We start from the raw sequence: 22,820 nt of genomic DNA, 5'->3' as shown, positions 1-22,820 counted from the left end.
ATTTTTTACAGAAAGTGAAAATAGCGGCGAAACGGGCATCCCGGCCCGCCTTTGCCGCTCAGTACAGCAGCGTGATGCCGGGGAGATTCAGCTGACGGGCGGAGAGTTCCTGACGAATGGCGCCGACGCCGTCATCGAGTTTATTGAGCGCGAACACGCCGCTCACCGTGCGTGCTCTTAGCGCGGGGTTGACCGCCACGATGCGGGTTTCGCGATAGCGATTGAGCTGCGCGAGCGCCTGCGCCAGCGGTTGGCGGTCGATCACCAGCCAGCCGCGCCGCCAGGCGTCATCACCGGCCGCTTGCCGCGTCAGCCACAGCAGGCCGCTGCGGTAATGCGCCGCCTGACGTTGCGCGACCACCAGCGAGCGCTCGCCGCGCTCGAGCGTCACCCGCACACTGTGCTGATGCACGCTGACATCCACGCCCTGCTCGGTGCGCGCTACGCTGAACTCGGTGCCCAGCGCCTGCGTGACGCCATTTTCCGCCTCCACCCTGAACGGGCGACGTTCCGCCCCGCCCAGCGGCGCGACGATAAAATAGGCGGTGCCGCGCAGCAATCGCACCTTGCGCTCGTCTGCAGAATACGCCAGCGCGATCGCGCTGCCGCTGTCCAGCGCCACCCGGCTGCCGTCCGGCAACGCAACTTCGCGCACCTCGCCGCGAACGGTTTGATAATCCGCCTGCATGCCGATCCACAGATCCGGCCCGCGATAAACGCCGAAGGAAACGGCGATCGCCACAGCCGCCGCCACCGCCCAGCGTGGCCATCGATGGCGAGAGGGCGTTTTCAGCGCCGCCACCTGCGGCTGTAAGGCCTGCCGCTGCTCTGGCGGCAACTGCCCCAGCGTCGTCCAAAGCTGGCGCGCCTGACGCAGCGCCGCCGGATGCTGCGGATCATCGGCCAGCCAGGCGTCCAGCGCTTGCCGCCGTTCGGCGGGCAGCGCCCCTTCGGCCAGGCGTACGGCCCAGGCGGCCGCCTGCTGTCGCGCCTGCGCGGTTAGCGGTTTCATGATGACGTAGCCCCCTGTTTTTTCTGGTTATAGGTTAAGACGTCTGAGGGCGGATAAACCCGTAAAAAAATTGCCATTATTGTTCTTCCATACGCGCCATCAGCCGCTCGAGCGCGCTGGCCAGGTGTTTTTCCACCGTGCTGAGCGACACGCCCAGCTGCGCCGCCACCTGCGCCTGGGTCAGGCCATCGAGCCGGTTAAGGCGGAAAATCTGCTGCGTGCGCGACGGCATGCCCGCCAACGCCTGTTGCAACAGCTGCAGCAGTTGGCTATCGATCGCCAGTTGTTCAAGCGCCGGTTCGCCGGAGGGATACTGCGCCAGAATGTCGTCTTCTACCGCTTCGGTCTGCCGCCGCTGCTGCTGGCGCAGATGGTCGAGCATCAGGTTTTTGGCGGTTTTATACAGGTAGGCCTCAATATCGAGAATGTTACCCTGCGGGTATTGCTCGGTAAGGCGGGTAAAACTTTCCTGCGCCAAATCCGCGGCCAGCTGAGGGTCGCGCAGTTTGGCGTTCAAATAAGTTTGCAGCGGCCGCATGTGGCGCAGAAACAGCGCCTGCAACTCGGAATTGGACATCTCTTTTCCCAGAAGTGAAACACCCAATAGGGGCGATAAAAATCACATAAATGATTATCATTATCAATATTGTTCTGGGAAATATGTGCTAAGGCGGGGATAAACAGGAAACCGGCCTGACGCCGGTTTCCGCTGGGCTGCAGGTCAGAGCTCTAACGCCTCGTCCTCATAGCGATGCTTGGCGTCGAGCGCTTCCTGCTCGGTTTCATGTTCACTGAGCAGCGTATTCGGCTCAATGTCGTCGGTGCGCACTTCAAAACGGCGCAGATGCAGGCTCGGGTCGCCCCGAAACACCTCTACGACGCGGGCGCTCCGTGGATAAGCAGGTTGATCATTTTCGCGCATGCCGTTCTCCCGTGTGTTTCACACAGTAGCAAGTATAGCAGCCGCCCTCATTCCGACACGCGCGAGCCAAGATCGCGATCGCCGGGGGAGCCCGCCAACAGCTCGGTCAGTTCGTCACAGGCGCAAATGCGGCCCTCACGCACGGTGAAGTGCGCCAGCACCCGCACGCGGCTGCAGGAACCATCGCACTTTTCCAGCTCGACCAGATGGTGGGTCAGCACCGCCTCGCCCTGCTCCGCCGCCGCGATCACGCTCAGCGTCATGCGGCGGGTTTGCCGCTTCAGCAGCGCCATGTGTTGCTCAAACTGCTCGAAGTTCAGCGCCTTGCCATCCACCTGCTGGCGGTAGCCCGCGCTGAAGCGGGCGGCGATCTGCGCCGGGCGATGTTCCGGGCTGGCGACGACCTGCTGCAGCGTATCGAGTACCAGATCCAGTGGGGTAAGTTGAGTCATCACGTTTCTCCGAAATAGGGTGAACGACGATCCTATCCCGCTCAGGCGATGGCATAATAACCACATCAAGACTTTTAGTAACGTTAAACGGCCAACATGACGCAGATCCGCAGCCAACGCCTTCAGCATGAAAAAAAACACCTGACGCCCTGGCACCGGCACGAAGGCGGCCAGATCTATCTCTTGACGCACGGCATGCTGGCCATGGAACTCCCGGGCCGGCAATGGGCGATCGCCGGCGGTACGCTGGGCTGGCTGCCGCCGGGATGCGCCCATCAGGCGCTGGCCTGCGGCGACGTGGCGGGCTGGAGTCTGTATCTGCCGGTGGAAAGCCTGCCGGAGATGCCGCCGCAGCCGCAGCTGTTCACGGCCTCTGCGCTGTTGCAAGCCCTGGTGGAGCGCATCGCGCAGTTTCCCGCCGGCCCGCTGAGTGCGCCGCAACAGCGGCTGCTGCAGGTGCTGCTGGACGAAATGCACGCGGCAAGCCGCGCCCCTTTGCAATTGCCGCTGCCGCAGGACGCACGGTTGCTGAACATCGCCCGGGCGCTGCTGAACGATCCCGCCAGCCTGCGCAGCCAGCGCGACTGGGCCGCCTGGGCCGGGCTCAGCCCGCGCACCCTGAGCCGCCGTTTTCTGCAGGAAACCGGCATCAGCTTCGCGCTGTGGCGCCAGCAGGCGCGGGTATTGCGTTCACTGGAGGGATTATCACGCGGCGAAGCGGTCAGCGAGGTGGCCGACGCCTGTGGCTATGACAACGTCAGCGCCTATATCGCCGCCTTTCGCCGCCGCTTCGGCGTCACGCCCGGGGCGTACTTTGCGCCGGCTCGGCAAACGGAATAAGAAAACGGGCGCCCAGCGCCCGAAGAGAAGAAAGGGTTACTTCACCGTCTCACGCGGCAGCACCGCGAGGATTTGTTCCACCACCCGCTGCGGATCGGCGGCGCCGTCTATCACGTAATGCGCGGCGTCCTGATACAGCGCTTCGCGCGCCGCCAGCACCTCGAGCATCTCCTCGGCGATCGGCCTGCCGGTGAGCGTCGGGCGCTGCGCATCTTCCGGGAACTCTTCCAACCGCCGCGCCAACACGCTGGCCGGCGCGCGCAGGTAGATAACGGTGCCATGTTGACGCATAAACTGACGGTTCTCCTCCGCCAGGATCGCCCCGCCGCCGGTGGCAACTATAGTTGACGGCTTGGTCACGGTTTGCAACGCGATGGTCTCGCGGCGGCGGAACCCCAGCCAGCCCTCGCACTCAACCATTTCCGCCACGCTCATCTGCGCCGCCTGCTGCATAAACAGATCGGTATCGACGAACTGATAGCCCAACGCCAGCGCCAATGCGCTGCCTACCGTCGTCTTGCCGGCTCCGCGAGCGCCTATCATGAACAGGGTTTGTGTCATTACGGGTTGTCCCTTATGCGGTGACTTGAGTGCATTGCATACCAAAATACCGAGCGGGTGCGATGGCGTGGTGGCAGCATCATACCCTGCCCGCTCTGTATTTCAATATTTACGATAGTGTAAATTCCATGGCACAGCGACTGCCGACGGCAAAGCCGTGCGCCAGATCCTCATCCAGATGCCGCCGCAGGGCAGCCGTGAGCCGCGCGTCGTCGAGCGGCCGGAATCCCAGCCGCCGGTAGTAAGGCGCATTCCACGGCACCTCAATGAAGGTAGTGAGCGTCAGGCGGCCAGCGCCCTGCCGTTTGGCCTCTTCCGCCACCGCGCCGATCAGGCGACGGCCGACGCCCTGCCGCTGCCAGGTGCCGGCGACCGACAATTCGGCGATGTGCCAATCGCCCCCCTGAACCTGCACGGCGATAAAACCGGCGCACTCGCCGTTGTCGCTTTCCGCCAGCCATTCACGGCGTTCGGCAATAAACGCGGCATGCTGCTGCGGGGCCATCACCTCGCCTTCGGCGATAAAGCGCCATTCCGGCTGCTGGCGAAACAGCTGCGCCGCCGAACGTTCAACCGCCATCAGATGCACGATATCCCGCTGCTGCGCCAAACGAATCTGCAGGCTCATGGGTTCTCCTTAACGTTGGGGCGGTTATTTAAGCAAATTTCACCGCCCGTAGCTTAGAAATCGATACTGCCGCGCAGCACCACCTCACGCGGTTCCCCCACCGCCACGCGCAAATTACCGCCGCTGGACGGGTAGTAGGTTTTATCGAACAGGTTCTTCACGTTCAGCTGCCATTTCACCCGATAGCCGTTGATCGGCATGGTGTAAGCGGCGAACGCATCGGCAACGGTGTAATTATCCAGGGAGAAGCTGTTGGCAGCGTCACCCGGGCGGCGTCCTACGTAGCGCGCACCGGCGCCAATGCGCACCTCATCGCCGCTGTACAGGCCCGGGCTGCCCAGGTTCTGGGTCAGGAACAGCGAGGCGGTGTGGCGCGCCACGTTGGTCATCTCTTTCCCCTTGTTGTCCGGATCGTCCACCACCCGCGCGTCGGTATACGCATAGGAGCCGATCAGGCTCAGCGAATCGGTGAGGTTACCGGCTACGTCCAGCTCCACGCCCTGCGAACGCACACGCCCGGCGGTGCGCGTCACGGTTTCGCCCTCCACCAGCTCATTGACCATCACGTTGCGCTTGGTGATGTCGAACAGCGCCAGCGTGCCGGTGACGCCGTTCGGCAACGCCAGCTTGCCGCCGACTTCCCACGACTTGCCCTGCTCCGGCGGCAGCGAACCAATTTGGGTGGCGATGGAAGAGTTCGGCTTGAACGACTCGGTATAGCTGCTGTACAGCGACACATAAGGCGTCAGCTTGTACACCACCCCGGCGCGCGGCACCAGCTTGCTGTCCGAGCTGTCGGTATTGGCCTGGAACGGCCGCCCCTTGCCGGCATAGACGTCGAAAGCATCGTAACGCAGCCCGCCCATCACCAGCCATTTATCGGTTAGCTGGATGGAATCCTGCATAAACCAACCGTAGCTGGTGAGGTTTTCCCGCTGGTCGCTGTCTTTGGCGCTGACCGCCGTCGACGGCGGCATCAGGCCGTATACCGGATGATAGATATTGAAATCGCTGTTCTTTTTGCCGCGGATCATGTCGCCGCGGTAGGTGCGGTTATCTTCAAAATCGAAGCCGAACAGCATCTGGTGGTTGATGCTGCCCCAGTCCACGTCGCCATTGAGCGTCAGCTGCACCGCGTTGGCGTGGCTGACGGCGTTGGCGGTCGAGTCGGCCTGGCGGCTCAACACGCCGGTCACCGGGTTCAGCGCCGTGGCGCGCGCCTGGTTGTCGCTGTAGCTGTTGCGGCTGTAGGCGTAGGTCAGCGAGCTTTTCCAGCGCTCGTTGAGCGTTTGATCGATCTGCAGGGTAATGCTGTCCTGATCGCCGCGGGTGGCGTTATAGGCCTCGTCAAAACGGCGATCGCGCGGCGTATTCACCGGTTTGCCGGTGCGCGAATCGATAATGGTGCCGCGATCGAACGGCACCAGATATTCCATATGTTCATAGGCCAAGCGCACGGTGGTGTTCTCGCCGTACCACATCAACGACGGCGCGATCACTGTCTGGCGATTGCGGCCAAAGTTGCGCCAGTAATCGGTTTCATCGTGATCGACGATCATGCGATAGGCAAACCCCGACGTGCCGAGCGGCCCGGTAACGTCGAGCTGGCCGCCGCCGCCGTTGAAGCTGCTGCCCCAGCCTTCCACGTGGGTGTGCTGCTGCAGCTGGGGTTTTTTGGTGATCATATTGATCATCCCGCCCGGCTCGCCCATGCCGTACAGCATCGAGGCCGGCCCCTTGAGCACCTCCACCCGCTCGGTGGTCGGCGTAAAGTTGCGCGCCTGCACCGAGCGCACGCCGTCGCGCAGAATGGAGCCGTCGCGGTTGTCGCCGAAGCCGCGTTTCATGACCGCGTCCTGGGTGCCGCCCAGCGTGTTGGCCTGGGTAATGCCGCTGACGTTGTACAGCGCTTCGTCCAGGCTGCTGACCGCCTGATCGGTAATCACCTGCTGCGGCACCACGTCGATCGCCTGCGGCACGTTCAGCAGGTTGGTTTCGCTGCGGGTGCCGGTGACGCTGGTCAACGGCTGATAGCTCTGCACGCCGTCGGCATCTTTGCGGCCGACCACAACCAGGCTCTCTTCCTGCGGCGCGGCTTTCTCCGCCGCCCACGTCGGCGATGTCGCGCAGGCCGCCAAAGGCAATGCGCACCACCAGCCGCGCTTGTTGTTATTCATTATCTAACTGACTCCAATAGGTCCCTGAAAAAGGTAACGGCAAAAACTGCTGATACAGCTGTTGGAAGGTCTGCTGCGGGTTAATGTCGGCGAACAGATCCGGGTAAAACGCTTTGGCGAACATCTCGACCAGCACCACGTGGTACGGGCTGAGGTAAAAGTTGTGCCAGACGCTCCAGGCGCGGTGATGCTTCACCGCCTGCAGGCTGGCCAGCATCGGCTGTGTGGCGATCAGCCGGCGGAAGCTGTCGGCGGCGTCCTGTTGGCTGACCTGCGGCCCGAGGCGCAGATCGGACAGCCGCTTGCCCTGCGGCCCGGCCATGCCGGTGGCGAGGTAAACGTCGGGATTGGCGCTCAGGATGGTTTCCGGGTTCAGCTCACCGTACACCCCTTTGACGCTGGCGTTGGCGATGTTGTCGCCGCCGGCGAAGGTCAGCAGATCGCCAAGGTTGCCATGCGCGGCGGTGGTGCAGCAGGTGTCGCGCCGCCCCAGATGCAGGTGCAGCATCACTTTGGGCTTCGGCCCCTGATAGCCCGCCAGCCGCTGCTGAATCACAGCCATATGCTGCTGATAAAACGCGATGAACTGCTCAGCGCGCTGCTGGCGATTGAGCACTTCGCCCAGCAGCCGTACGCTCGGCACGGTGTTGTTCAGCAGATCGATGCGCAGATCGACGTAGATTACCGCCACGCCGGCCTTGTTCAGCGCGGAAACCAGCAGATCGTTATCGCCGTCTTCACGCGCGTAGCGCGCCAGGATCACCAGATCCGGCTTCAGCTGCAGCAGGCTTTCAATATTGACCTGGCGGAAATTATTGCCGCTGATAATGGGGATCGCGGCGATCTGCGGGAACTTCTGCGTATAGAGCTGCCAGCTTTGCGCATCGAACCGCGCCAGATCCGCCGGCCAGCCGACGATGCGCTGCGCCGGGTTGCCCGGCTCCAGCAGCGCCAGCGTATACAGCATGCGGCTTTCCCCCACCACGATGCGCTGCGGGTTGTCCGGCACCACGACCTGGCGGCCGGTGATATCGGTCACCGTCTTCGCCTGAGCGGAGAACACGCCGAAGCACAGGGAAAGCAGCAGTAAAATGAGGGAATTGCGCATGATTAAGCCGACACGGGGGAAATAGTGTGCGCATGATAATCACTCTCATTAGCACTTGCAATCCTGCACGGCGATTGCCAAAAGAAATCCGGGAAACGGCGCCGGGCGCGCGGCGAAACATGGCGAAACCGCTAAAAGAGCGGCTTTAAAAAGTTAAAAAAATGGCGGGGAAATCGGTTAAATAGAGCGGAAACCACCAAAATAGGGAGACATCCATGGATCAACGCATTATTCCGCTGTCGGAGTGCCCGCAGTTTGCCGATGTGTGCGCCGCCTGGGCCTTCGGCCAGTGGGGTTCACAACGCGGCGGCACGCTGGAGCGCACCCAGCTGCGCTTCGCCCAATGCAGCCGGCCAAGCGGCGATCACCTGACGCTGATGATGATCGACGGCGATCGCCCGGTGGGCATGGCCAGCCTGTGGCCCAGCGACGATCATCAGCGCCAGGATCTCACCCCGTGGCTGGCCGGCGTCTTCGTGCATCCCGATCACCGCCGCAAGGGCATTGCCCACCGCCTGGAGATGGCGATCGTCGAAGCGGCGCGGCAGCGCCATCATTCGATTTTGCATCTCATCACCGACAAATCGGAAGCGCTGTACGCCGGCTGGGGTTGGCAACCTCTGGAGCGCCGGCGGCAGTATGACGAAGACGTGGTTGTGATGGTGAAAACGCTGTAGTTAACGCGGCGTACAGACATACACCAGCGCCGGCGGGAAATTGCGCACCACCCGCAGGCGCTTCCAGTGAAAATAGCGGGACAGCAATTTTTCCGACAGGTGGCTGTATTGGAACAGCACCAGCGTGCCGTTGCGCGCCAGCAGCCGCTGCCGGGCCTGCTGAAGGATGCGCACGCTGATCCTGACCGGGATCGACAGCAGCGGCAGGCAGGAAAACACCACGTCATAATCCGTGGCCATTTGTGTCGCCGAATGGGCCATCACCTGCAGCCGCCGATCGTCTATCCCCCGCAGCCGATGCACGAAATGCGGTTGGATCTCGAAAGCCTCCAGCGCCGCATCGGCGCGCATCCGCCCCAGAATGCGTTTGGTCAATACGCCGTCCGCCGCCCCCAGCTCCGCGATCGACAGCGCCCGGGTCCATTCAACCTGGTTCAGCATCGCCTGGCACAGCCACGGGGAAGAAGGCGCCAGCGTACCGACGGTGCGCGGTGAAGCCATAAATTGCTGCAGGTAAGCGAAGTGATTCATCAGTTGCAGCCGGGTCGCATTTAACATTGAGGCCTCCTTGGGTTAAGTCCTCAATGTGAGCCGAATTTCTTAAGTATTCATTAACATGATTCCGAAAGCGGCGGACACAGTTGTAATAAAATGCAACCTCAGCCGCAGCGGAAAAATGAAAAACGGTCGTAATAATGACCTGAAAATAAGCCGCCCACGCGCGCCCTATCAGATAATTATTACGACCGTTTATTTTATTGGCCACGTTGCCGTGGCCAGAGGGTAAAAAACCAACGCTTAGCGATAAATTTCCGCATTGCCGCGCCAGTTGCTGGAATCCCCGGGGGTGTCCAGACCGATAATGCGGTAATGGCCGGCGCCGTCCGCCGCGGCTTTTTCTTTCAGGGCGTGAATGGCGTCATGCGGTGAGCCGCTAATGCCGGAAACCGACACCACGCCGAGGCTTTGCAGATTGGCGGCCTGTTCGCTGTTGACCTGTTTCACCGACGACAGCGGCGCGGCGAAAGTGGAGAAGGAAGCGGCGGCGATCAATACTGCTGCGATGCTTGGGATAAGTTTCATGATTGACTCCAGGTGTTCTTGTTTATTAGCTCGTTGTCAGTGATGTTAATTATCCGCTAGCCAATGAAAACGGACGTCATGCAACGTAAAGAACATCAATCATTGTGAGGAGAATAAGGAGGAAGTGAGAGCGAGTGTGTATTTTAAGGCGGAAATGACTTTATAGGGTTCACCTTACCCTTATTTGATGAACAATTAAAGACGGGGAGAAAGAAAGAACGCGCGCCGCCGCTATTTAAGATTTTTTACCCGCCGGGGCGCGCTGAGCTACGCTGATTTTGTGGCTTACCCTTTTAAGGAAGAACGCTTATGTCGCAAAACCTGCTGCGCGTGCGTGACGGTCAGGGCGCTTCAGTCTCGTTTTCCGAGCTGCTGTTCGATCTGATCTACGTTTTCGCCGTGACCCAACTTTCCCACTATCTGTTGCATCACCTGACGCTGACTGGCGCGCTGGAAACCCTGTTGCTGTGGTTCGCCGTCTGGCTGGCCTGGCAATACACCGCCTGGGTCACCAACTGGTTCAATCCGGATACCCGTCAGATCCGCCTGCTGCTGTTCGCTATCATGCTGCTGGGGCTGTTCGCCGCCGCCGCGCTGCCGCAGGCGTTTGGCGAGCGCGGCCTGATCTTCGCGCTGTTCTATGTCGCCATTCAGGTCGGGCGCTCCGTCACGGTACTGCGCCTGCTGGCGCCCGGTCATCCGTTAAAACGAAACTTTCACCGCATCCTCGGCTGGCTGTGCATCTCCGCCGTCTTCTGGATCGCCGGTGGGCTGGCGGAAGGCAACGCCCGCCTGGCGCTGTGGGCGGTCGCGGTCTTGTGCGAATACGTCTCGCCGATGTTCGGCTTCCGGCTGCCGGTGCTGGGGCGCTCGGACAGCAGCAGCGAATGGACCATCGAGGGTCACCATCTGGCGGAACGCTGCCAGCTGTTCGTGATCGTGGCGCTGGGGGAAACCATTCTGATCACCGGCGCCACCCTGAGCGAGATGGAAAGCTGGAGCCTGCCGGTGCTCATCGCCTCGCTGGTGGCCTTTCTCGGCAGCCTGGCGATGTGGTGGGTCTACTTCGACACCAGCAGCAAAGCCGGCAGCCATGCCATCAGCCAGGCGGAAAACCCCGGCCAGCTGGGCGCTTACTTCCATTACGTGCACGTCGCGCTGGTGGGGGCGATCATCGTCTGCGCCGTGGCCAACGAGCTGGTGATCGCCCATCCCGACGGCCGCATCCAAAACGCCACGGCGGCGGTGTTGCTGCTCGGCCCGGCACTCTACCTGTTCGCCAACGCGCTGTATAAACGGCTGGTGTATCATCGCTTTCCGCTGTCGCACCTGGTGGGGCTGCTGGCGCTGGCGGTATTGGCCCCCGTCGCCTATTTCACCGATCTGCTGATGGTCAATGGCCTGACGACGCTGATCATGGTGGTGGTGGCGGTGTGGGAGAGCATCTCGCGCGGCAGAGCGCCGCAGCGGCACGCGGAAGCCTGAAGCAAACGGGGGCGTCACCGCCCCCGCTGTGAGATTGATGACAAACCTCATGCCATTGCCGGGTTTGCAGAGAGCAGCGGATAAAAAATAAGGAAAATCAATTTATTGATTTTCGGTTGATGGCCACAAAGGAGGAAAAACCACGTTTTTTCCTCCTTTGTCAACGGTCTGACGGGGGCGCTATCGCCCCCGCTGTCTCACTTCAAGGGATGCGGCAAGGTGAGCACCCAGAGCTCGCTCAGCGACTCCGGCTGCTCCAGCGGGCGCAATTCGATACGGGCGTCGGTCTTGTCACCGTCGAGGCTCAGCCGCCCTTCTTTCTCCAGCTGATAATCGCCGATTTTCTTGCTCTTTGGCGATGCGTCCACCAGCTTGGCCTGCAGGCCGAAATCGTTGTCATTAATCACCGCCAGCGTGCGATCGTCGATCAGCGCCAACCCTTCCGCTTTCTCCTGGCGCCAGCCCAACTGGCGCAGGTCCGCCACTTCCTGTTTCTGCGCCAGCTTCACGCCGCGTTTGGCGAGATCTTTCGCATCGTCGAACTCCAGCGCTTTCCCCTGGCCGTCAAACGCGCTCAGATCGCTGGCCTGCGCGAGATCCACCAGATAGATCTTGTTGATCATCGTCTTATCTTTACCGGTTCCTTGTTCAATCAACAGGATGCGCTGGTTGTCCAACGCCACCACATCGCCAATCTTGGCGTCTTTGGCTTTTTTATAGCTGTCGATATCGATGGGATAGCCGTACATGGCGGTTTTGCCATTGCGCGGATCGAAGCTCACCAGCCGGGTAAACTGCGCCTTGTTCTTGCTTTTGCCATCGACATCCAGCGTGCTCTGCACCGCCGCCAGAATGCGCCCATCCGGCATCCGGGTCAGCCCCTCAAAACCGCGGTTGGGCTGGCGCCACTTCAGGATGTTCGGCAAACCACTCGCCACCGCCTGCTCGCCGGCCTGCGGCATTGGGCCGTATTTGGCGAGAATTTTACCGTTGCCGTCGACATGGATCAGAAACGGACCGTACTCATCGCACAGCCAATAGCCGCCGTTGCCGTCACCGATGATGCCTTCGGTATCCAACCCGCGGCGATCGCCGGGCAGCGGCTGCAACGCGTCGTTCAACGCCACTTCGTTCGTGGAACCAATCAGCTCGCTCGGCAGCGGCAGCCCGCTAATCGGCCCTTTTTCGTCATGCAAGGGCCGTGCATTCTCGGCCACGGCCTTGCCGCCGCCGATACGAATGTCCATCAACAGGGGCACGAATTGCGGGTTGGCGAAAATCTTGGCTTCTTGCTTGCCCACCGCCGGGGCATCGGCATTCGGGCCGCGATCGGTCAGCGTCGTCAGCACCAGATCGTCGCCCTGCTTGCGATTGAACGTCAGCCCGGAGCCGATCCCCACCGGCAGCCCCTGCGGGAAATTCTTGGCGAACGCCCCCTGATAGGCGACGCGTTCCCCGCCGGGGAAGCCGACCAGATAACGCGCCACCTCAATATCTGCAGCGTAGGTGAATACAGGAAACAGTGAAGCCAACAGCAGGGAGAGCGATTTTATTTTCATGGTTTTTACCCGAGGTTGAATGAAGCGTTATCAGGCAGACGAAGATATTAATTTAGCATGACACCTAGATGACAACAGGCAATTCGTCAAATGTGCAATAGGCAATAGGTTGGCTGGCAAATAGAAATTAGCAATTAACCTGGGGATATTGAATGGAGAAAACCGCTGGAAAAAATCGCCCGAAAATAGCCCGTCATTTCGCTTAGGGTAAATTCTTATGGCAAAGATAAAAAAATCGGCAAACGCACGCCAGCACGGCAAAAAACGGTGTTTTTCTCATAGACAAAATAAAATACCGGGGATTTAATACCGCCGTTATTCAAGGTGCATTAAGAAAATTCTATAGAATATCTGCATGAACTGAAAAAGCTGTTCTATAGTTTTTAGTGCTAACGCCCGTTAGTCTATTCCGCAGGATGGAATCTATGTCAAAGCGACTTTTTGCTGAATTTTTTGGCACATTTTGGTTGGTGTTTGGTGGTTGTGGTAGCGCAGTATTAGCCGCAGCATTCCCACAGCTGGGTATTGGTTTCCTCGGCGTCGCGCTCGCTTTCGGTCTGACCGTGGTGACGATGGCCTATGCCGTCGGCCATATTTCCGGCGGGCACTTTAACCCGGCGATCACCGTCGGCTTATTCGCCGGCGGCCGTTTCGCGGCGAAAGACGTGATCCCTTACGTGATCGCACAGGTGATCGGCGGTATCGCCGCAGCGGCGGTGCTGTATTTGATCGCCAGCGGCAAAGCCGGTTTCGACGCCACCGCGGGCGGTTTCGCCTCCAACGGTTACGGCGAACACTCACCGGGCGGTTATTCCCTGCAATCAGCCATCGTGATTGAGCTGGTGCTGACCGCCTTCTTCCTGATCGTTATTCATGGCGTGACCGACAAACGCGCGCCGGCAGGCTTTGCCCCGCTGGCGATCGGCCTGACGCTGACCCTGATCCACCTGATCAGCATCCCGGTGACCAACACCTCCGTCAACCCGGCGCGCAGCACCGGTGTAGCGATCTTCCAGGGCACCTGGGCGCTGCAGCAGCTGTGGGTCTTCTGGCTGGTGCCGCTGGTCGGCGGCATTATCGGCGGCCTGATCTACCGCTGCCTGCTGGAAGATAAAAAATAAGCGCATCGCAGCCGATAGCGTTTCACGGGGCAGCCTTCATCGGCTGCCCCGTTGCTTTCAGCCCTTCGTCACGTCAAACATCATGATATCGCTGGTAAAGGAGCCGTCCGGCTGAATGGCGAAGTGCGCCGCGACCTCCTGCGACACGCTTTGCTGCAGCGCGCGGATCGCGGTAACGAAATGCGCCGGCGTGCGCATGCGCGCCACCCAGCTGCCGAACTCCAGCATCAACCGATCCGACGTCACCTCGCGCACCACCAGCCCGGCTTCGGTCAATAACGCCAGCCACTCGCCCGGCGCATAGTTGCGCACGTGCGAGGTGTCGCGCAGCACTTCCACGGTTTGCAGGTAGATATCCAGCAGCGGATGCCCCGGCGAGACCACGTCCATGAAGATCGCTCTGCCGCCCGGCTTGAGTACCCGCTTGACCTCACGCAGCGCCTGGCCAACGTCGTGCCAGTGGTGCGCCGAATAGCGGCTGATGACCAGATCGAAGCTGGCGTCCTCAAACGGTAAAGACTCCGCCACGCCCTGCTGCAGCTGAATGTTACTCAAGCCTTTTTCCGCTGCCGCCTGCTCCACCACCGCCAACATTTGCGCCGACAGATCGTAGGCCACCACCTGCGCCACCCTGGCCGCCGCCGTGAAGCTGGCGTGCCCGGCGCCGCAGCCCAGATCGAGCAAACGCGCGCCGGCATGCGGTTCCAGTAACTGTGCAAGGCGTTGTAAATCCTTGCCCTGCGCGTGCACCGCGCTGGTTAAGTAAGCGTTGGCCTGCTCGCCGAACTGCCGGTCTACCGCGTTTTTATGGCTGTTGCTGATGCTCATGTTTGCTCCCGTTATTATCCGGCTTGCGCCTGTGCCTGAAGGCTTTCGGCTACTATAATCAGGCTACTATACGGGTACAATATGAGCAGTTATCCTGGTATAAATAGGTACCACGCTATGTCATCAGAAGCCTTATCCGGGCCAAAGGCCCTCGGCGCATTCCTGCGCGCGCACCGCGAGCGCATCACGCCGGAAATGCTCGGCCTGCCCAGCTCCTCGCGCCGCCGCACCAGCGGCCTACGGCGCGAAGAGCTGGCGCAAATCAGCGGCATCAGCGCCACCTGGTATACCTGGATCGAACAGGGGCGCGAGGTGTCCATTTCCCCCTATACGCTGGCACGCATCGCCAAGGCGCTGCGGCTCGGCCCCGCCGAACGCCACTACCTGTTTACCCTGGCCCGCGTCGCCGATCCCGAGCAGGAAACGCACCGCGAAACCGCCAACGACGCGGTGCTGCAAAGCGTGCACCAAATGACGGTGCCCTGCTACCTGCTGGACGTGACCTGGAACGTCGTCGCCTGGAACCCGCAGGCGGCGGCGCTGTTCAGCGGCTGGCTGGATGTGGCCAACAGCCCCAACCTGCTGCACTTCATGTTCTTCCACCCATTGGCGAAAACGCTGGTCAGCGATTGGGAAGAACGTGCCCGCCGCGTGGTGGCTGAGTTTCGCGCCGAGACCAGCCATCACCAAAACACCGAAGAGATGCGCGCCTTCGTGCGCAACATGACGCACAACAGCGCGGACTTTAATCACTGGTGGAAACAGCATGACGTGATGGCGCGCGAAGGCGGCGAGCGCGCGTTCGAGCACCCTCAGCAAGGTGCGCTGCGCTATCGCCAGCTCACCTTCCATCCGGCGGAGCACGGCGGTCTGAAGCTGGTAATGCTGATCCCGCTGCCGTAATTGGTAACAAATTCATAGACAGGTTTACCCGCCATTTATTTATTGGTTCATGCAAACGCGCTAGGGTGATTGTTACCGATGACAACGATCATCCAGCACCGTTATTTATCTCCCGAGGTACGCCTATGCAATCCGAAGAACAACGCCTTATCGATGGTCTGTTTGGCCGCCTGAAAGAAGCCGAGACCAAGACGGGCCCACGGGATCTCCAGGCAGAACAGCAAATTAATCAGCATATTCGCGAGCAGCCTTCCGCCCCTTATTACATGGCGCAGGCAATGATCATTCAGGAAGCGGCGCTCAAACAGATGGACCAGCGGGTCAAAGAGCTGGAAGCCCAGGTCGCGCAGCTGCAGCAAACCGCCAGCGGCCAACAGAGCAGCGGCGGCTTCCTGGCCGGCCTGTTCGGCGGCGGCAGCCGCAGTACGCCAAGCCCGCGTGAACAGTATCAGGCGCAGCAGCAAAATACGGCGGCCTGGAACAACGCGCAGCAAGGGGGCTACTCACAGCCGCAGCAGCCAGCCTATGCCCAACCGCAGCAGGCGGCGCCTTCGCGCGCCGGCGGCTTCCTGGGTGGGGCTTTGCAAACCGCGGCGGGCGTCGCCGGCGGCGTGGTATTGGCCGACATGCTGACCGGCATGTTCCGCCATTCGCAGCCGCAGGAAATCGTGAATATTATCGAAGAAAACCCGGCACCGCTGGACGACAGCGCGATGCGCAATTTCGACGCCTCCAACAACCTTGATACCTTCAACAACGGCGACGGCGGCAGCTTCCTGAATAAGGACAACGGCTTCCAGAACGCCAACTATCAGGATGACACGGACTACGCCGACGACGATTACAACGACGACGACGATTCCTTCCTGTAATGCTCCTCTCCCCCTCTCACCCGCAGAGGGGGATTTCCCGTTTCGCCGATCTGGACTACAGTGAACGCTGTTCATTGATCCGGCCGGGAGAAACGATGCCGAGCTTTAATCCTTCAGCCCCGTACTTCAGCGAGCGCCTGCAGATGCGGCCGCCGGTGATGGCGGACCTCGAACGTTTCTACGCCATCTTTGGCGATCCGCAAACCCAACGCTTCAACCCCGCCGGCCCGCTCACCAGCGAAGCGCAGGCCGCTTTGGCGCTGCAGGAGCGGCTCGCCGTCTGGCGGCAACACGGCTACGGCTCCTGGGCGCTCGCCCTGCGCGAACGGTCGGATTGGGTTATCGGCTTTGGCGGCTTGTCCTGGAAACCGCTCGGCGCGCAGCGCACCGTTAACCTCGGCTATCGCTTCGACACCCGGGTGTGGGGCATGGGGCTGGCCACCGAGATGGCGCGGGCTTCACTGCAATACGGGTTTGTCGGTCTGGAGGTGGGTGAGATTTCTGCCATTGTGCGCGCGGAGAATCAGGCTTCGTGGCGGGTGCTGGAAAAGATTGGCATGCAGCGGGTGGATACGCTGGATGACGTGCCCGGCGCAGCGCCGAGCCTGGTGTATACGCTAAAGCGCGGCGACTATCAGGGCTGATCGTCGCTGATTTTGGCCAACGCCATGCGGTAAGATTTGACCTTCTGACGCTTTTTCAGCCAGGTGGCGGTAGAAACGATGAACACCGCGCCCGACATCGCCAATACGCCGGTCGGGTGGCCGTAAAACACCATCAAGGCAAAGTACACGGCGGAAACGATCGCCACCCATTTCGCCGTATTGCCCATGTCGTTCTTCTCCTGGGTCAAACGGCGGATGTGCTCTTCTTCACTGATTCCCATACGCGCTCCTTGTTGGCTGAACGTTCCATTATATGGAGCCGGAGTGTTGATATTTCAAGCGGTTGGATGGTAAAGAAGCGTAAAGCTCAGGCCGGCGGTTCCCGCCGCCGGGGCAGATAGCGCCCGGGCTGGTCGGCGCCCGGCAAACCGGTGCCGTCGTTGCGGCCAAATAGCCGGTAGCGATTGCCGGCAACCGCATCGTAGACCTTGTCCGCCAGCCGCGGCGGCAGGTAACGCGCCAGCGCCAGCGCGCGATGCGGCCACCCCAATTGGCGCAACGCCTGGAACAGCGCCGCCGAACGCAGCCAACAGCGCCCCTGCTCAACATAGACCACGGAATCGAAACGATCGGTCGGCAATCCCAGCGCCTGCAGGATCGCCTGCCCTTCGACGGATTGCACCGTCGCCAACAGAATGCGCCGCTGCCGATCGGCGCGAATAAGATACCTCACCAGCCCGTGACACAGATTGCATTCGCCGTCGAACAACAGCGCGCACTCGCCGGGCTGGAGACAGGGCAGTTGTGCTAAAAGGGTCATCCCGCCTCCCGATAAACGCTCGCCTTAGCCTAACGCGCCTTGAGCGTGCGAACCAGAGCGGGATGACAGGGCCCGTTAAGGCGCAGGCGGGGCGTCAGGCACGGCCACCACCGCGACGCGCACCTCGTAATGCTTGGCGCTGCCCGCCGGGATCACCGCCGTCAGTTTGTTGATGGTTTCCACCGGATTGTCGCTGGCCGAGGTGGCGCAGAACAGTTCGCCGCCGTGGCAGAACCCCGGCTTGGGCGGGTGCCCGCCCGGGAAAGGCGGCATGCGCATCGGTTCATCCGCCACAGGCGGCAACGCTTTGGCCGCAGGCGCCTCAGGGGCCGACATCGCGCTCGCGCTGAACAACAGCGCCATGCCCATGCAGGGCAGCGCCAGGATCTTGATTGCTTGTTTCATTGAATTAGCCTCATTTGCCGGGTTCGGGATTACGCTACCCCGCCCCCGACCCATGAGAAAGCCGCTTTTCGCTACCTTTTCGCCCCGCTACGTTTTGCTTACATCCCGCGTCTAACGTGATGAAAACAGAAGATTTGGTAAGCATTCCGACTTTTCCATCCTTCCACACAGCGCATGCCACCCTACGTGGAAACTCTTCATGTTATTTTTCTAATCCCCCCTTAACGGGGTATGAGCTAGCTTTCCTGCTTATCTTTTCTCTTCTGCCTAAAGTTTTCGTCATTAATACAATATTGGTAAGAATCAACGATCAAACCCGTTAGCCGCAAAATATTTTCCGGGCGGTCGATAATGATATGCCCCCCTGCAGCCAACTCCAGCCCGGCACGAGTTATCTCAGCCAGCCTGGCATCGTCTATCTCAAGCGGAAGCAAAATGGTTGGGCGTTGCTTATTGTCGAAATAACGCAGAACCCATCGCGTCGTCTTCCCTTGAAAGAGGATGCTGTAATAGCTTTCCGTGTCTTTCGCAATCAGCTCTGCCTCAGCGCCCAAGATCATCGCCACATTGTCAAACAAGCACCTTTCTGCAAAGGTCGTCACTATTTTACTATTTTCGGGATCAACGATCGGGGCGAGCGGATCGGGTCTGTTTTGCGTTTCACCTTCATCTGAGGATTCAGACGCTACAACATTTTCCGACGTCACTGACAGGCCAGAAACGACCATCGCACTCACCGCTTTTTCAACAGCCAAACGAACCAATGGCGTTATTGTGTCCAAAAAACGTTGGTTTAGCTGACGCTGAACGTTAGAACGACTTGCCACATAACGAACAAAATCTGAATCAACGTCTCGAAGGCTGGCGCTGATAGTTTTTGTAAATGAAGTCAGATAGATACTTTCTTCAGCTAACGTCCGCAATGCTTCAGGCTGAAATTGGTCGTGCCTAAATCTATATAGCTGATCAATATCAGAATCATTTAGATTATTAAAATCTATTTTCAGGAATGGCGTATCATCCATGATGTTCTTATCTTTCAGATCGGTGAAAAATCGCCATTCTTTTCCATTGGTTATTGCAGAAACCGTGACCTCTGGTGTCGCATTAAAATAACGAGATAGCTGGGGGCTATGGTTTGACAGATTTTGACTGAAAGACTTCGCCTCGATGAACATGACGGGAACTGCATGGCAAAAAAGGGCGTAATCAACGCGTTCACCCACCTTAACACCTGGAAAATCAGCACCATACTCTGCCTTCACTTTAGTGGGATCATACGGGTGAAAGCCTAAGGTTTCTAATAACGGCAAAATTAATGCCTGCTTAGTCGTTTCCTCAGTATTGCAATGCTGGCCAACAGAGGCCACATGAAGAACATGGGCCTTAAGCTTATCTCTGAATGCATTCATCAACCGTCCCTCTGCTGTGTTAAGTCGCTGTAGTCTTAAATCACACGTTCAAAAGTGCTTTTCTTGCAAAAAAGCGGGGTTCTTAAATAGAACTCCGTCAATATTTAATAGAATTAACATTAATTATTAGTTATATAGCAGAACAAATGGCCTTAATCAAAATAGGAACACAAAGACCTACAGCCGATCACAATAAAAAGAGATAAGTATTAACAGATGGAAATTTATAGCGAGTGAACCATTATTGGTACTTATACAGAATCTAGATACAAATGATGGGCAGGGAATACTGCCCATCTATCGCATTATTTACCGTTCGTCAGCGTGTTATAGCTGGTCATCAGATTGCGGTAGTCCGGGATATGGTTGGAGAACAGCGTGCCCAGGCCTTCGATGTCGTTGCGCCAGTCGCGGTGCAGCTCGCAGGCGACGCCGAACCAGGTCATCAGCTGCGCGCCGGCGGCTTCCATGCGGCTCCAGGCCGACTGACGCGTCAGCTCATTGAAGGTGCCGGAGGCGTCGGTCACCACAAAGACCTCAAAGCCTTCATTGAGCGCCGACAGCGCCGGGAATGCCACGCACACTTCGGTCACTACACCGGCGATGATCAGCTGTTTACGGCCGGTGGCTTTTACCGCCTTGACGAAGTCGTCGTTGTCCCAGGCGTTGATTTGGCCGGGGCGAGGAATAAAAGGGGCATCGGGGAATTGGGCCTTCAGCTCCGGCACCAGCGGGCCGTTGGGGCCGTTTTCGAAACTGGTGGTCAGAATGGTCGGCAGATTGAAGTACTTCGCTAAATCACCCAGCGCCAGCACGTTGTTTTTAAACCGATCGGGATCGATATCGCGCACCAGCGAAAGCAGCCCTGCCTGATGATCCACCAGCAATACGGCGGCCTGGTCCTTGTCGAGGCGCTTGTAATTTGCAGTCATGGTTTTACTCCTGTGGGGGTTGATGTTGCGGATGAAACGCCCCGCCGCTGGGACGGGGCGTTGAGGTTTAAGTGTAGCGCCTGGGCCGGGGAACACGTCCCGCCCCAGGCACCAAGGTCAGCCGGCGCTCGCTTCGGCGTTCATGCTACCGAACTTGCCGCTGTTGAAGTCGCGGAACGCCTGCTGGATTTCCGCGTCGCTGTTCATGACGAACGGGCCGTAGCCGACGATAGGCTCATCGATCGGTTCGCCGCTCAGCACCAGCAGCGCGACGTCGTTGTTGGCTTCAATCGTGATCGAATCCCCCGCCCGGTCGAAACGCACCATTTGGGTTTCGCGCACCACCTCTTCGCCGTTGACCAGGATCGCGCCATGCAGCATCACCAGCGCCAGCGTATGGCCTTCTTTCACCGTCAGCGTGGTGGTGTGGCCGGCATTCAGCTTCATATCCCACACGTTGAGCGGGCTGAAAGTGCGTGCCGGGCCGGCGTGGCCGCCAAAGTCACCGGCGATCACCCGCACCTGCCCTGCGCCGTCCGCCAGCGGAACCACCGGAATATCGGCGTTTAGCAGCGTCTGGTAACCGGGCTCGGCCATTTTGTCCTTGGCCGGCAGGTTGACCCACAGCTGCACCATTTCCATGGTGCCGCCCTTGCGCGAGAAGTCCCGCGAATGGAACTCTTCGTGCAGAATGCCGGAGGCGGCGGTCATCCACTGGACGTCGCCGGGGCCAATCACCCCGCCGCTGCCGGTCGAGTCGCGGTGTTCCACTTCGCCCTGATAGACGATGGTCACCGTTTCAAACCCGCGATGCGGATGCTGACCCACGCCGCGGGTGCCGGAGGCAGAGCGGAATTTGGTGGGCGCCGCATGATCCAGCAGCAGGAACGGGCTCATTTCCGCCCCCAAATCGTTATAAGAGAACAGCGAATTCACCAGGAAACCGTTACCGACCCAATGTGCTTCCGGGCTGTTGTGAATACCGAGGATTTTTTTCATCTTGAACTCCCGTTTCAGACCTCACGGCCTTAAGTTGATGGCAGAAGTTTAATCTGTCGGGGTTTGCTGCAGTAGTAGGCAAGATGTACACTCAGCGTTCTACTGGTAGAACGATAAGGGATACGATGCTGACCGATCTGAACGATCTGTTTTTCTTCGCCAGCGTGGTCGATCACCAGGGATTTGCTCCCGCCGGCCGGGCGCTGGGCATTCCCAAATCCAAGCTCAGCCGCCGCGTGGCGCTGCTGGAAGAGCGGCTGGGCGTGCGCCTGATCCAGCGCTCGACGCGGCGTTTCTCGGTGACCGAGGTCGGCCAAAACTATTACGCACACTGCAAGGCGATGCTGGTGGAAGCGGAAGCGGCGCAGCAGGCGATCGAACAGACGCGCGCCGAGCCCTGCGGCACGGTGCGCATGTCGTGCCCGGTGGCGATCCTGCACACCCGCGTCGGCAGCATGGTGGCGGCCTTTATGGCCGACTATCCGAAGGTGACGGTGCATCTGGAGGCCACCAACCGCCGGGTGGACGTGGTGGGGGAAGGGTTGGATCTGGCGATCCGCGTGCGGCCGCCGCCGCTGGAAGACAGCGATCTGGTGCTGAAGATCCTGGCGCAGCGCACCTGGTGCGTCGCCGCCAGCCCGGCGCTGGTGCGCACCCTCGGGCCGGCGCACACGCCGGAAGACCTGCGTAAATACCCGACGCTCGATCTCGGCCCGGCGCGCGCTCAGCACCAATGGCGGCTGACCGGCCCGCAGGGTGAACGGGTCGAGTGGGAACACACGCCGCGGCTGGTCACCGACGACATGCTGATGCTGCGCACCGCCGCCATCGCCGGCGCCGGCATCGTTCAGCTGCCGGCGATGATGATGCGTGACGACATGCTGCGCGGCGAACTGGTCCAGCTGCTGCCCGGCTGGCAGCCGCAGGGCGGCGTGGTGCATGCGGTCTACCCGTCGCGCCGCGGTTTATTGCCGGCGGTGCGGCTGCTGCTCGATTATCTGGGCGAGCAGTTCGCCAGCATCGAAGAGGAGTGATTAGGCGGTAATTTCGATCGCGTTGCCGTCCGGATCGCGGATGACGGCCTCATAGAAGCCGTCGCCGGTCCAGCGCGGAGCGGACTGCAGGATACCCTCCTGCTGCGCGCGCTGCGCCAATCGATCGACCTGCCGTTCATCCCCCAGCGACAGCGCGATGTGCGCCCAGCCCACCCGTTCTTCCAGGGCCTGCGCCGGCAACAGCGTCGGCACGCGCATGATCTCCAGCGTCGGCCCGGCCGCCAGGCTGACGAAACGGGAAACAAACCCCGGCCGGTTGCGGCTGACGTACTCCTCACCCGCCTCACCGTTGAAATAGCGCTGCCAAAACGCCAGCTGCGCGTCGATATCACGGGTCCACAGGGCAACATGGGTTATTTTCATC

At 60.1% G+C, this 22,820-nt stretch carries 27 protein-coding genes; 8 read left to right on the top strand and 19 right to left on the bottom strand.

Features of this window, described 5'->3' with window-relative positions; translation table 11 throughout:
- Window positions 1–58 precede the first annotated feature (58 nt).
- From V8N38_RS04560 to V8N38_RS04545, 4 genes are all read right to left on the bottom strand, one after another.
- Window positions 59–1,012: a FecR family protein gene (locus tag V8N38_RS04560; protein WP_060440594.1), complete on the bottom strand. Its 954-nt coding sequence runs from the start codon at window positions 1,010–1,012 to the stop codon at window positions 59–61.
- Window positions 1,013–1,088: 76 nt separating this feature from the next.
- Window positions 1,089–1,589: an RNA polymerase sigma factor gene (locus V8N38_RS04555; protein ID WP_060423284.1), complete on the bottom strand. Its 501-nt coding sequence runs from the start codon at window positions 1,587–1,589 to the stop codon at window positions 1,089–1,091.
- A gap of 144 nt (window positions 1,590–1,733) precedes the next feature.
- Window positions 1,734–1,934: a YaiA family protein gene (locus V8N38_RS04550; protein ID WP_046688340.1), complete on the bottom strand. Its 201-nt coding sequence runs from the start codon at window positions 1,932–1,934 to the stop codon at window positions 1,734–1,736.
- Window positions 1,935–1,981: 47 nt separating this feature from the next.
- Complete coding sequence (locus V8N38_RS04545; RefSeq protein WP_087763270.1) at window positions 1,982–2,386, bottom strand: nuclear transport factor 2 family protein; 405 nt, start codon at window positions 2,384–2,386, stop codon at window positions 1,982–1,984.
- Window positions 2,387–2,482: 96 nt separating this feature from the next.
- Between V8N38_RS04545 and V8N38_RS04540 the strand changes: the two genes are divergently transcribed.
- Window positions 2,483–3,226, top strand: a complete 744-nt coding sequence (locus V8N38_RS04540) for a helix-turn-helix domain-containing protein (RefSeq protein ID WP_147839374.1) — start codon at window positions 2,483–2,485, stop codon at window positions 3,224–3,226.
- A gap of 36 nt (window positions 3,227–3,262) precedes the next feature.
- Here V8N38_RS04540 and aroL read toward each other — a convergent pair whose 3' ends face one another.
- The 4 genes from aroL to V8N38_RS04520 form a co-directional block, all read right to left on the bottom strand.
- Window positions 3,263–3,787 (bottom strand): shikimate kinase AroL, encoded by a 525-nt coding sequence (gene aroL / locus V8N38_RS04535; protein ID WP_147839373.1) that lies wholly within the window; start codon window positions 3,785–3,787, stop codon window positions 3,263–3,265.
- 109 nt (window positions 3,788–3,896) lie between these two features.
- Entirely contained in the window at window positions 3,897–4,415 is a 519-nt protein-coding gene (locus V8N38_RS04530; RefSeq protein ID WP_147839372.1) for a GNAT family N-acetyltransferase, read from the bottom strand.
- Window positions 4,416–4,468: 53 nt separating this feature from the next.
- Window positions 4,469–6,592, bottom strand: a complete 2,124-nt coding sequence (locus V8N38_RS04525) for a TonB-dependent siderophore receptor (protein WP_147839371.1) — start codon at window positions 6,590–6,592, stop codon at window positions 4,469–4,471.
- Window positions 6,585–7,700, bottom strand: coding sequence for an ABC transporter substrate-binding protein (locus V8N38_RS04520; RefSeq protein ID WP_060423264.1), 1,116 nt, complete (start codon window positions 7,698–7,700; stop codon window positions 6,585–6,587). Before V8N38_RS04520 ends, V8N38_RS04525 begins: the two co-directional genes overlap by 8 nt.
- Before the next feature lie 215 nt (window positions 7,701–7,915).
- Here V8N38_RS04520 and V8N38_RS04515 point away from each other — a divergent pair, with 215 nt between their 5' ends.
- On the top strand, window positions 7,916–8,377 hold the full coding sequence (locus V8N38_RS04515; protein WP_089185551.1) for a GNAT family N-acetyltransferase: 462 nt from the start codon (window positions 7,916–7,918) through the stop codon (window positions 8,375–8,377).
- Here the strand turns inward: V8N38_RS04515 and V8N38_RS04510 are convergent, their stop codons facing one another.
- Both V8N38_RS04510 and V8N38_RS04505 read right to left on the bottom strand, forming a co-directional pair.
- Window positions 8,378–8,935 (bottom strand): class I SAM-dependent methyltransferase, encoded by a 558-nt coding sequence (locus tag V8N38_RS04510; protein ID WP_060423257.1) that lies wholly within the window; start codon window positions 8,933–8,935, stop codon window positions 8,378–8,380.
- 240 nt (window positions 8,936–9,175) lie between these two features.
- Window positions 9,176–9,460, bottom strand: a complete 285-nt coding sequence (locus V8N38_RS04505; RefSeq protein WP_038873191.1) for a YdgH/BhsA/McbA-like domain containing protein — start codon at window positions 9,458–9,460, stop codon at window positions 9,176–9,178.
- Between the two features lie 309 nt (window positions 9,461–9,769).
- Here V8N38_RS04505 and V8N38_RS04500 point away from each other — a divergent pair, with 309 nt between their 5' ends.
- Window positions 9,770–10,945, top strand: a complete 1,176-nt coding sequence (locus V8N38_RS04500; RefSeq protein ID WP_087763265.1) for a low temperature requirement protein A — start codon at window positions 9,770–9,772, stop codon at window positions 10,943–10,945.
- A 197-nt stretch (window positions 10,946–11,142) separates the two neighbouring features.
- On the opposite strand, the gene V8N38_RS04495 is transcribed toward V8N38_RS04500, so the two are convergent.
- Window positions 11,143–12,504, bottom strand: a complete 1,362-nt coding sequence (locus tag V8N38_RS04495) for an esterase-like activity of phytase family protein (protein WP_147839370.1) — start codon at window positions 12,502–12,504, stop codon at window positions 11,143–11,145.
- Between the two features lie 425 nt (window positions 12,505–12,929).
- Here V8N38_RS04495 and aqpZ point away from each other — a divergent pair, with 425 nt between their 5' ends.
- Window positions 12,930–13,625 carry an aquaporin Z gene (gene aqpZ, locus V8N38_RS04490; RefSeq protein ID WP_025301712.1) on the top strand — a complete coding sequence of 232 codons (696 nt, stop codon included), beginning with the start codon at window positions 12,930–12,932 and terminating at the stop codon, window positions 13,623–13,625.
- A gap of 57 nt (window positions 13,626–13,682) precedes the next feature.
- Here aqpZ and V8N38_RS04485 read toward each other — a convergent pair whose 3' ends face one another.
- Window positions 13,683–14,453, bottom strand: coding sequence for a class I SAM-dependent methyltransferase (locus V8N38_RS04485; RefSeq protein ID WP_087763262.1), 771 nt, complete (start codon window positions 14,451–14,453; stop codon window positions 13,683–13,685).
- 117 nt (window positions 14,454–14,570) lie between these two features.
- Here V8N38_RS04485 and V8N38_RS04480 point away from each other — a divergent pair, with 117 nt between their 5' ends.
- From V8N38_RS04480 to V8N38_RS04470, 3 genes are all read left to right on the top strand, one after another.
- Window positions 14,571–15,356 carry a helix-turn-helix transcriptional regulator gene (locus V8N38_RS04480; RefSeq protein ID WP_038873182.1) on the top strand — a complete coding sequence of 262 codons (786 nt, stop codon included), beginning with the start codon at window positions 14,571–14,573 and terminating at the stop codon, window positions 15,354–15,356.
- A gap of 125 nt (window positions 15,357–15,481) precedes the next feature.
- The gene (locus tag V8N38_RS04475) at window positions 15,482–16,228 is read left to right on the top strand and encodes a DUF2076 domain-containing protein (RefSeq protein ID WP_147839369.1); all 747 of its coding nucleotides are present in this window, start codon (window positions 15,482–15,484) and stop codon (window positions 16,226–16,228) included.
- 95 nt (window positions 16,229–16,323) lie between these two features.
- Window positions 16,324–16,872: a GNAT family N-acetyltransferase gene (locus tag V8N38_RS04470; protein WP_147839368.1), complete on the top strand. Its 549-nt coding sequence runs from the start codon at window positions 16,324–16,326 to the stop codon at window positions 16,870–16,872.
- Here the strand turns inward: V8N38_RS04470 and V8N38_RS04465 are convergent.
- The 6 genes from V8N38_RS04465 to V8N38_RS04440 form a co-directional block, all read right to left on the bottom strand.
- The gene (locus V8N38_RS04465) at window positions 16,863–17,114 is read right to left on the bottom strand and encodes a hypothetical protein (protein WP_033642017.1); all 252 of its coding nucleotides are present in this window, start codon (window positions 17,112–17,114) and stop codon (window positions 16,863–16,865) included. The genes V8N38_RS04470 and V8N38_RS04465 overlap by 10 nt on opposite strands.
- 86 nt (window positions 17,115–17,200) lie before the next feature.
- Window positions 17,201–17,653 (bottom strand): thiol-disulfide oxidoreductase DCC family protein, encoded by a 453-nt coding sequence (locus V8N38_RS04460; RefSeq protein WP_060423232.1) that lies wholly within the window; start codon window positions 17,651–17,653, stop codon window positions 17,201–17,203.
- 75 nt (window positions 17,654–17,728) lie between these two features.
- A complete protein-coding gene (locus V8N38_RS04455; protein ID WP_025301705.1) occupies window positions 17,729–18,058 on the bottom strand; it encodes a hypothetical protein in 330 nt (109 codons plus the stop codon).
- Window positions 18,059–18,294: 236 nt separating this feature from the next.
- A complete protein-coding gene (locus V8N38_RS04450; RefSeq protein WP_060440607.1) occupies window positions 18,295–19,470 on the bottom strand; it encodes a type I restriction endonuclease in 1,176 nt (391 codons plus the stop codon).
- Window positions 19,471–19,775: 305 nt separating this feature from the next.
- Window positions 19,776–20,402, bottom strand: a complete 627-nt coding sequence (gene ycaC, locus V8N38_RS04445) for an isochorismate family cysteine hydrolase YcaC (protein ID WP_004928476.1) — start codon at window positions 20,400–20,402, stop codon at window positions 19,776–19,778.
- Between the two features lie 117 nt (window positions 20,403–20,519).
- Window positions 20,520–21,401 carry a pirin family protein gene (locus V8N38_RS04440; RefSeq protein ID WP_038873171.1) on the bottom strand — a complete coding sequence of 294 codons (882 nt, stop codon included), beginning with the start codon at window positions 21,399–21,401 and terminating at the stop codon, window positions 20,520–20,522.
- Window positions 21,402–21,526: 125 nt separating this feature from the next.
- Here V8N38_RS04440 and V8N38_RS04435 point away from each other — a divergent pair, with 125 nt between their 5' ends.
- Window positions 21,527–22,435, top strand: a complete 909-nt coding sequence (locus V8N38_RS04435) for a LysR family transcriptional regulator (RefSeq protein WP_049273915.1) — start codon at window positions 21,527–21,529, stop codon at window positions 22,433–22,435.
- Here the strand turns inward: V8N38_RS04435 and V8N38_RS04430 are convergent, their stop codons facing one another.
- Window positions 22,436–22,819 carry a VOC family protein gene (locus tag V8N38_RS04430; protein ID WP_147839367.1) on the bottom strand — a complete coding sequence of 128 codons (384 nt, stop codon included), beginning with the start codon at window positions 22,817–22,819 and terminating at the stop codon, window positions 22,436–22,438. It abuts the gene before it with no gap.
- Window position 22,820: the final 1 nt, after the last annotated feature.

Source organism: Serratia nevei, assembly GCF_037948395.1.
Lineage (GTDB): Bacteria > Pseudomonadota > Gammaproteobacteria > Enterobacterales > Enterobacteriaceae > Serratia > Serratia nevei.
Note: the sequence above shows the minus strand (reverse complement) of the source record. Positions and strands in the feature narration are given on the sequence as shown.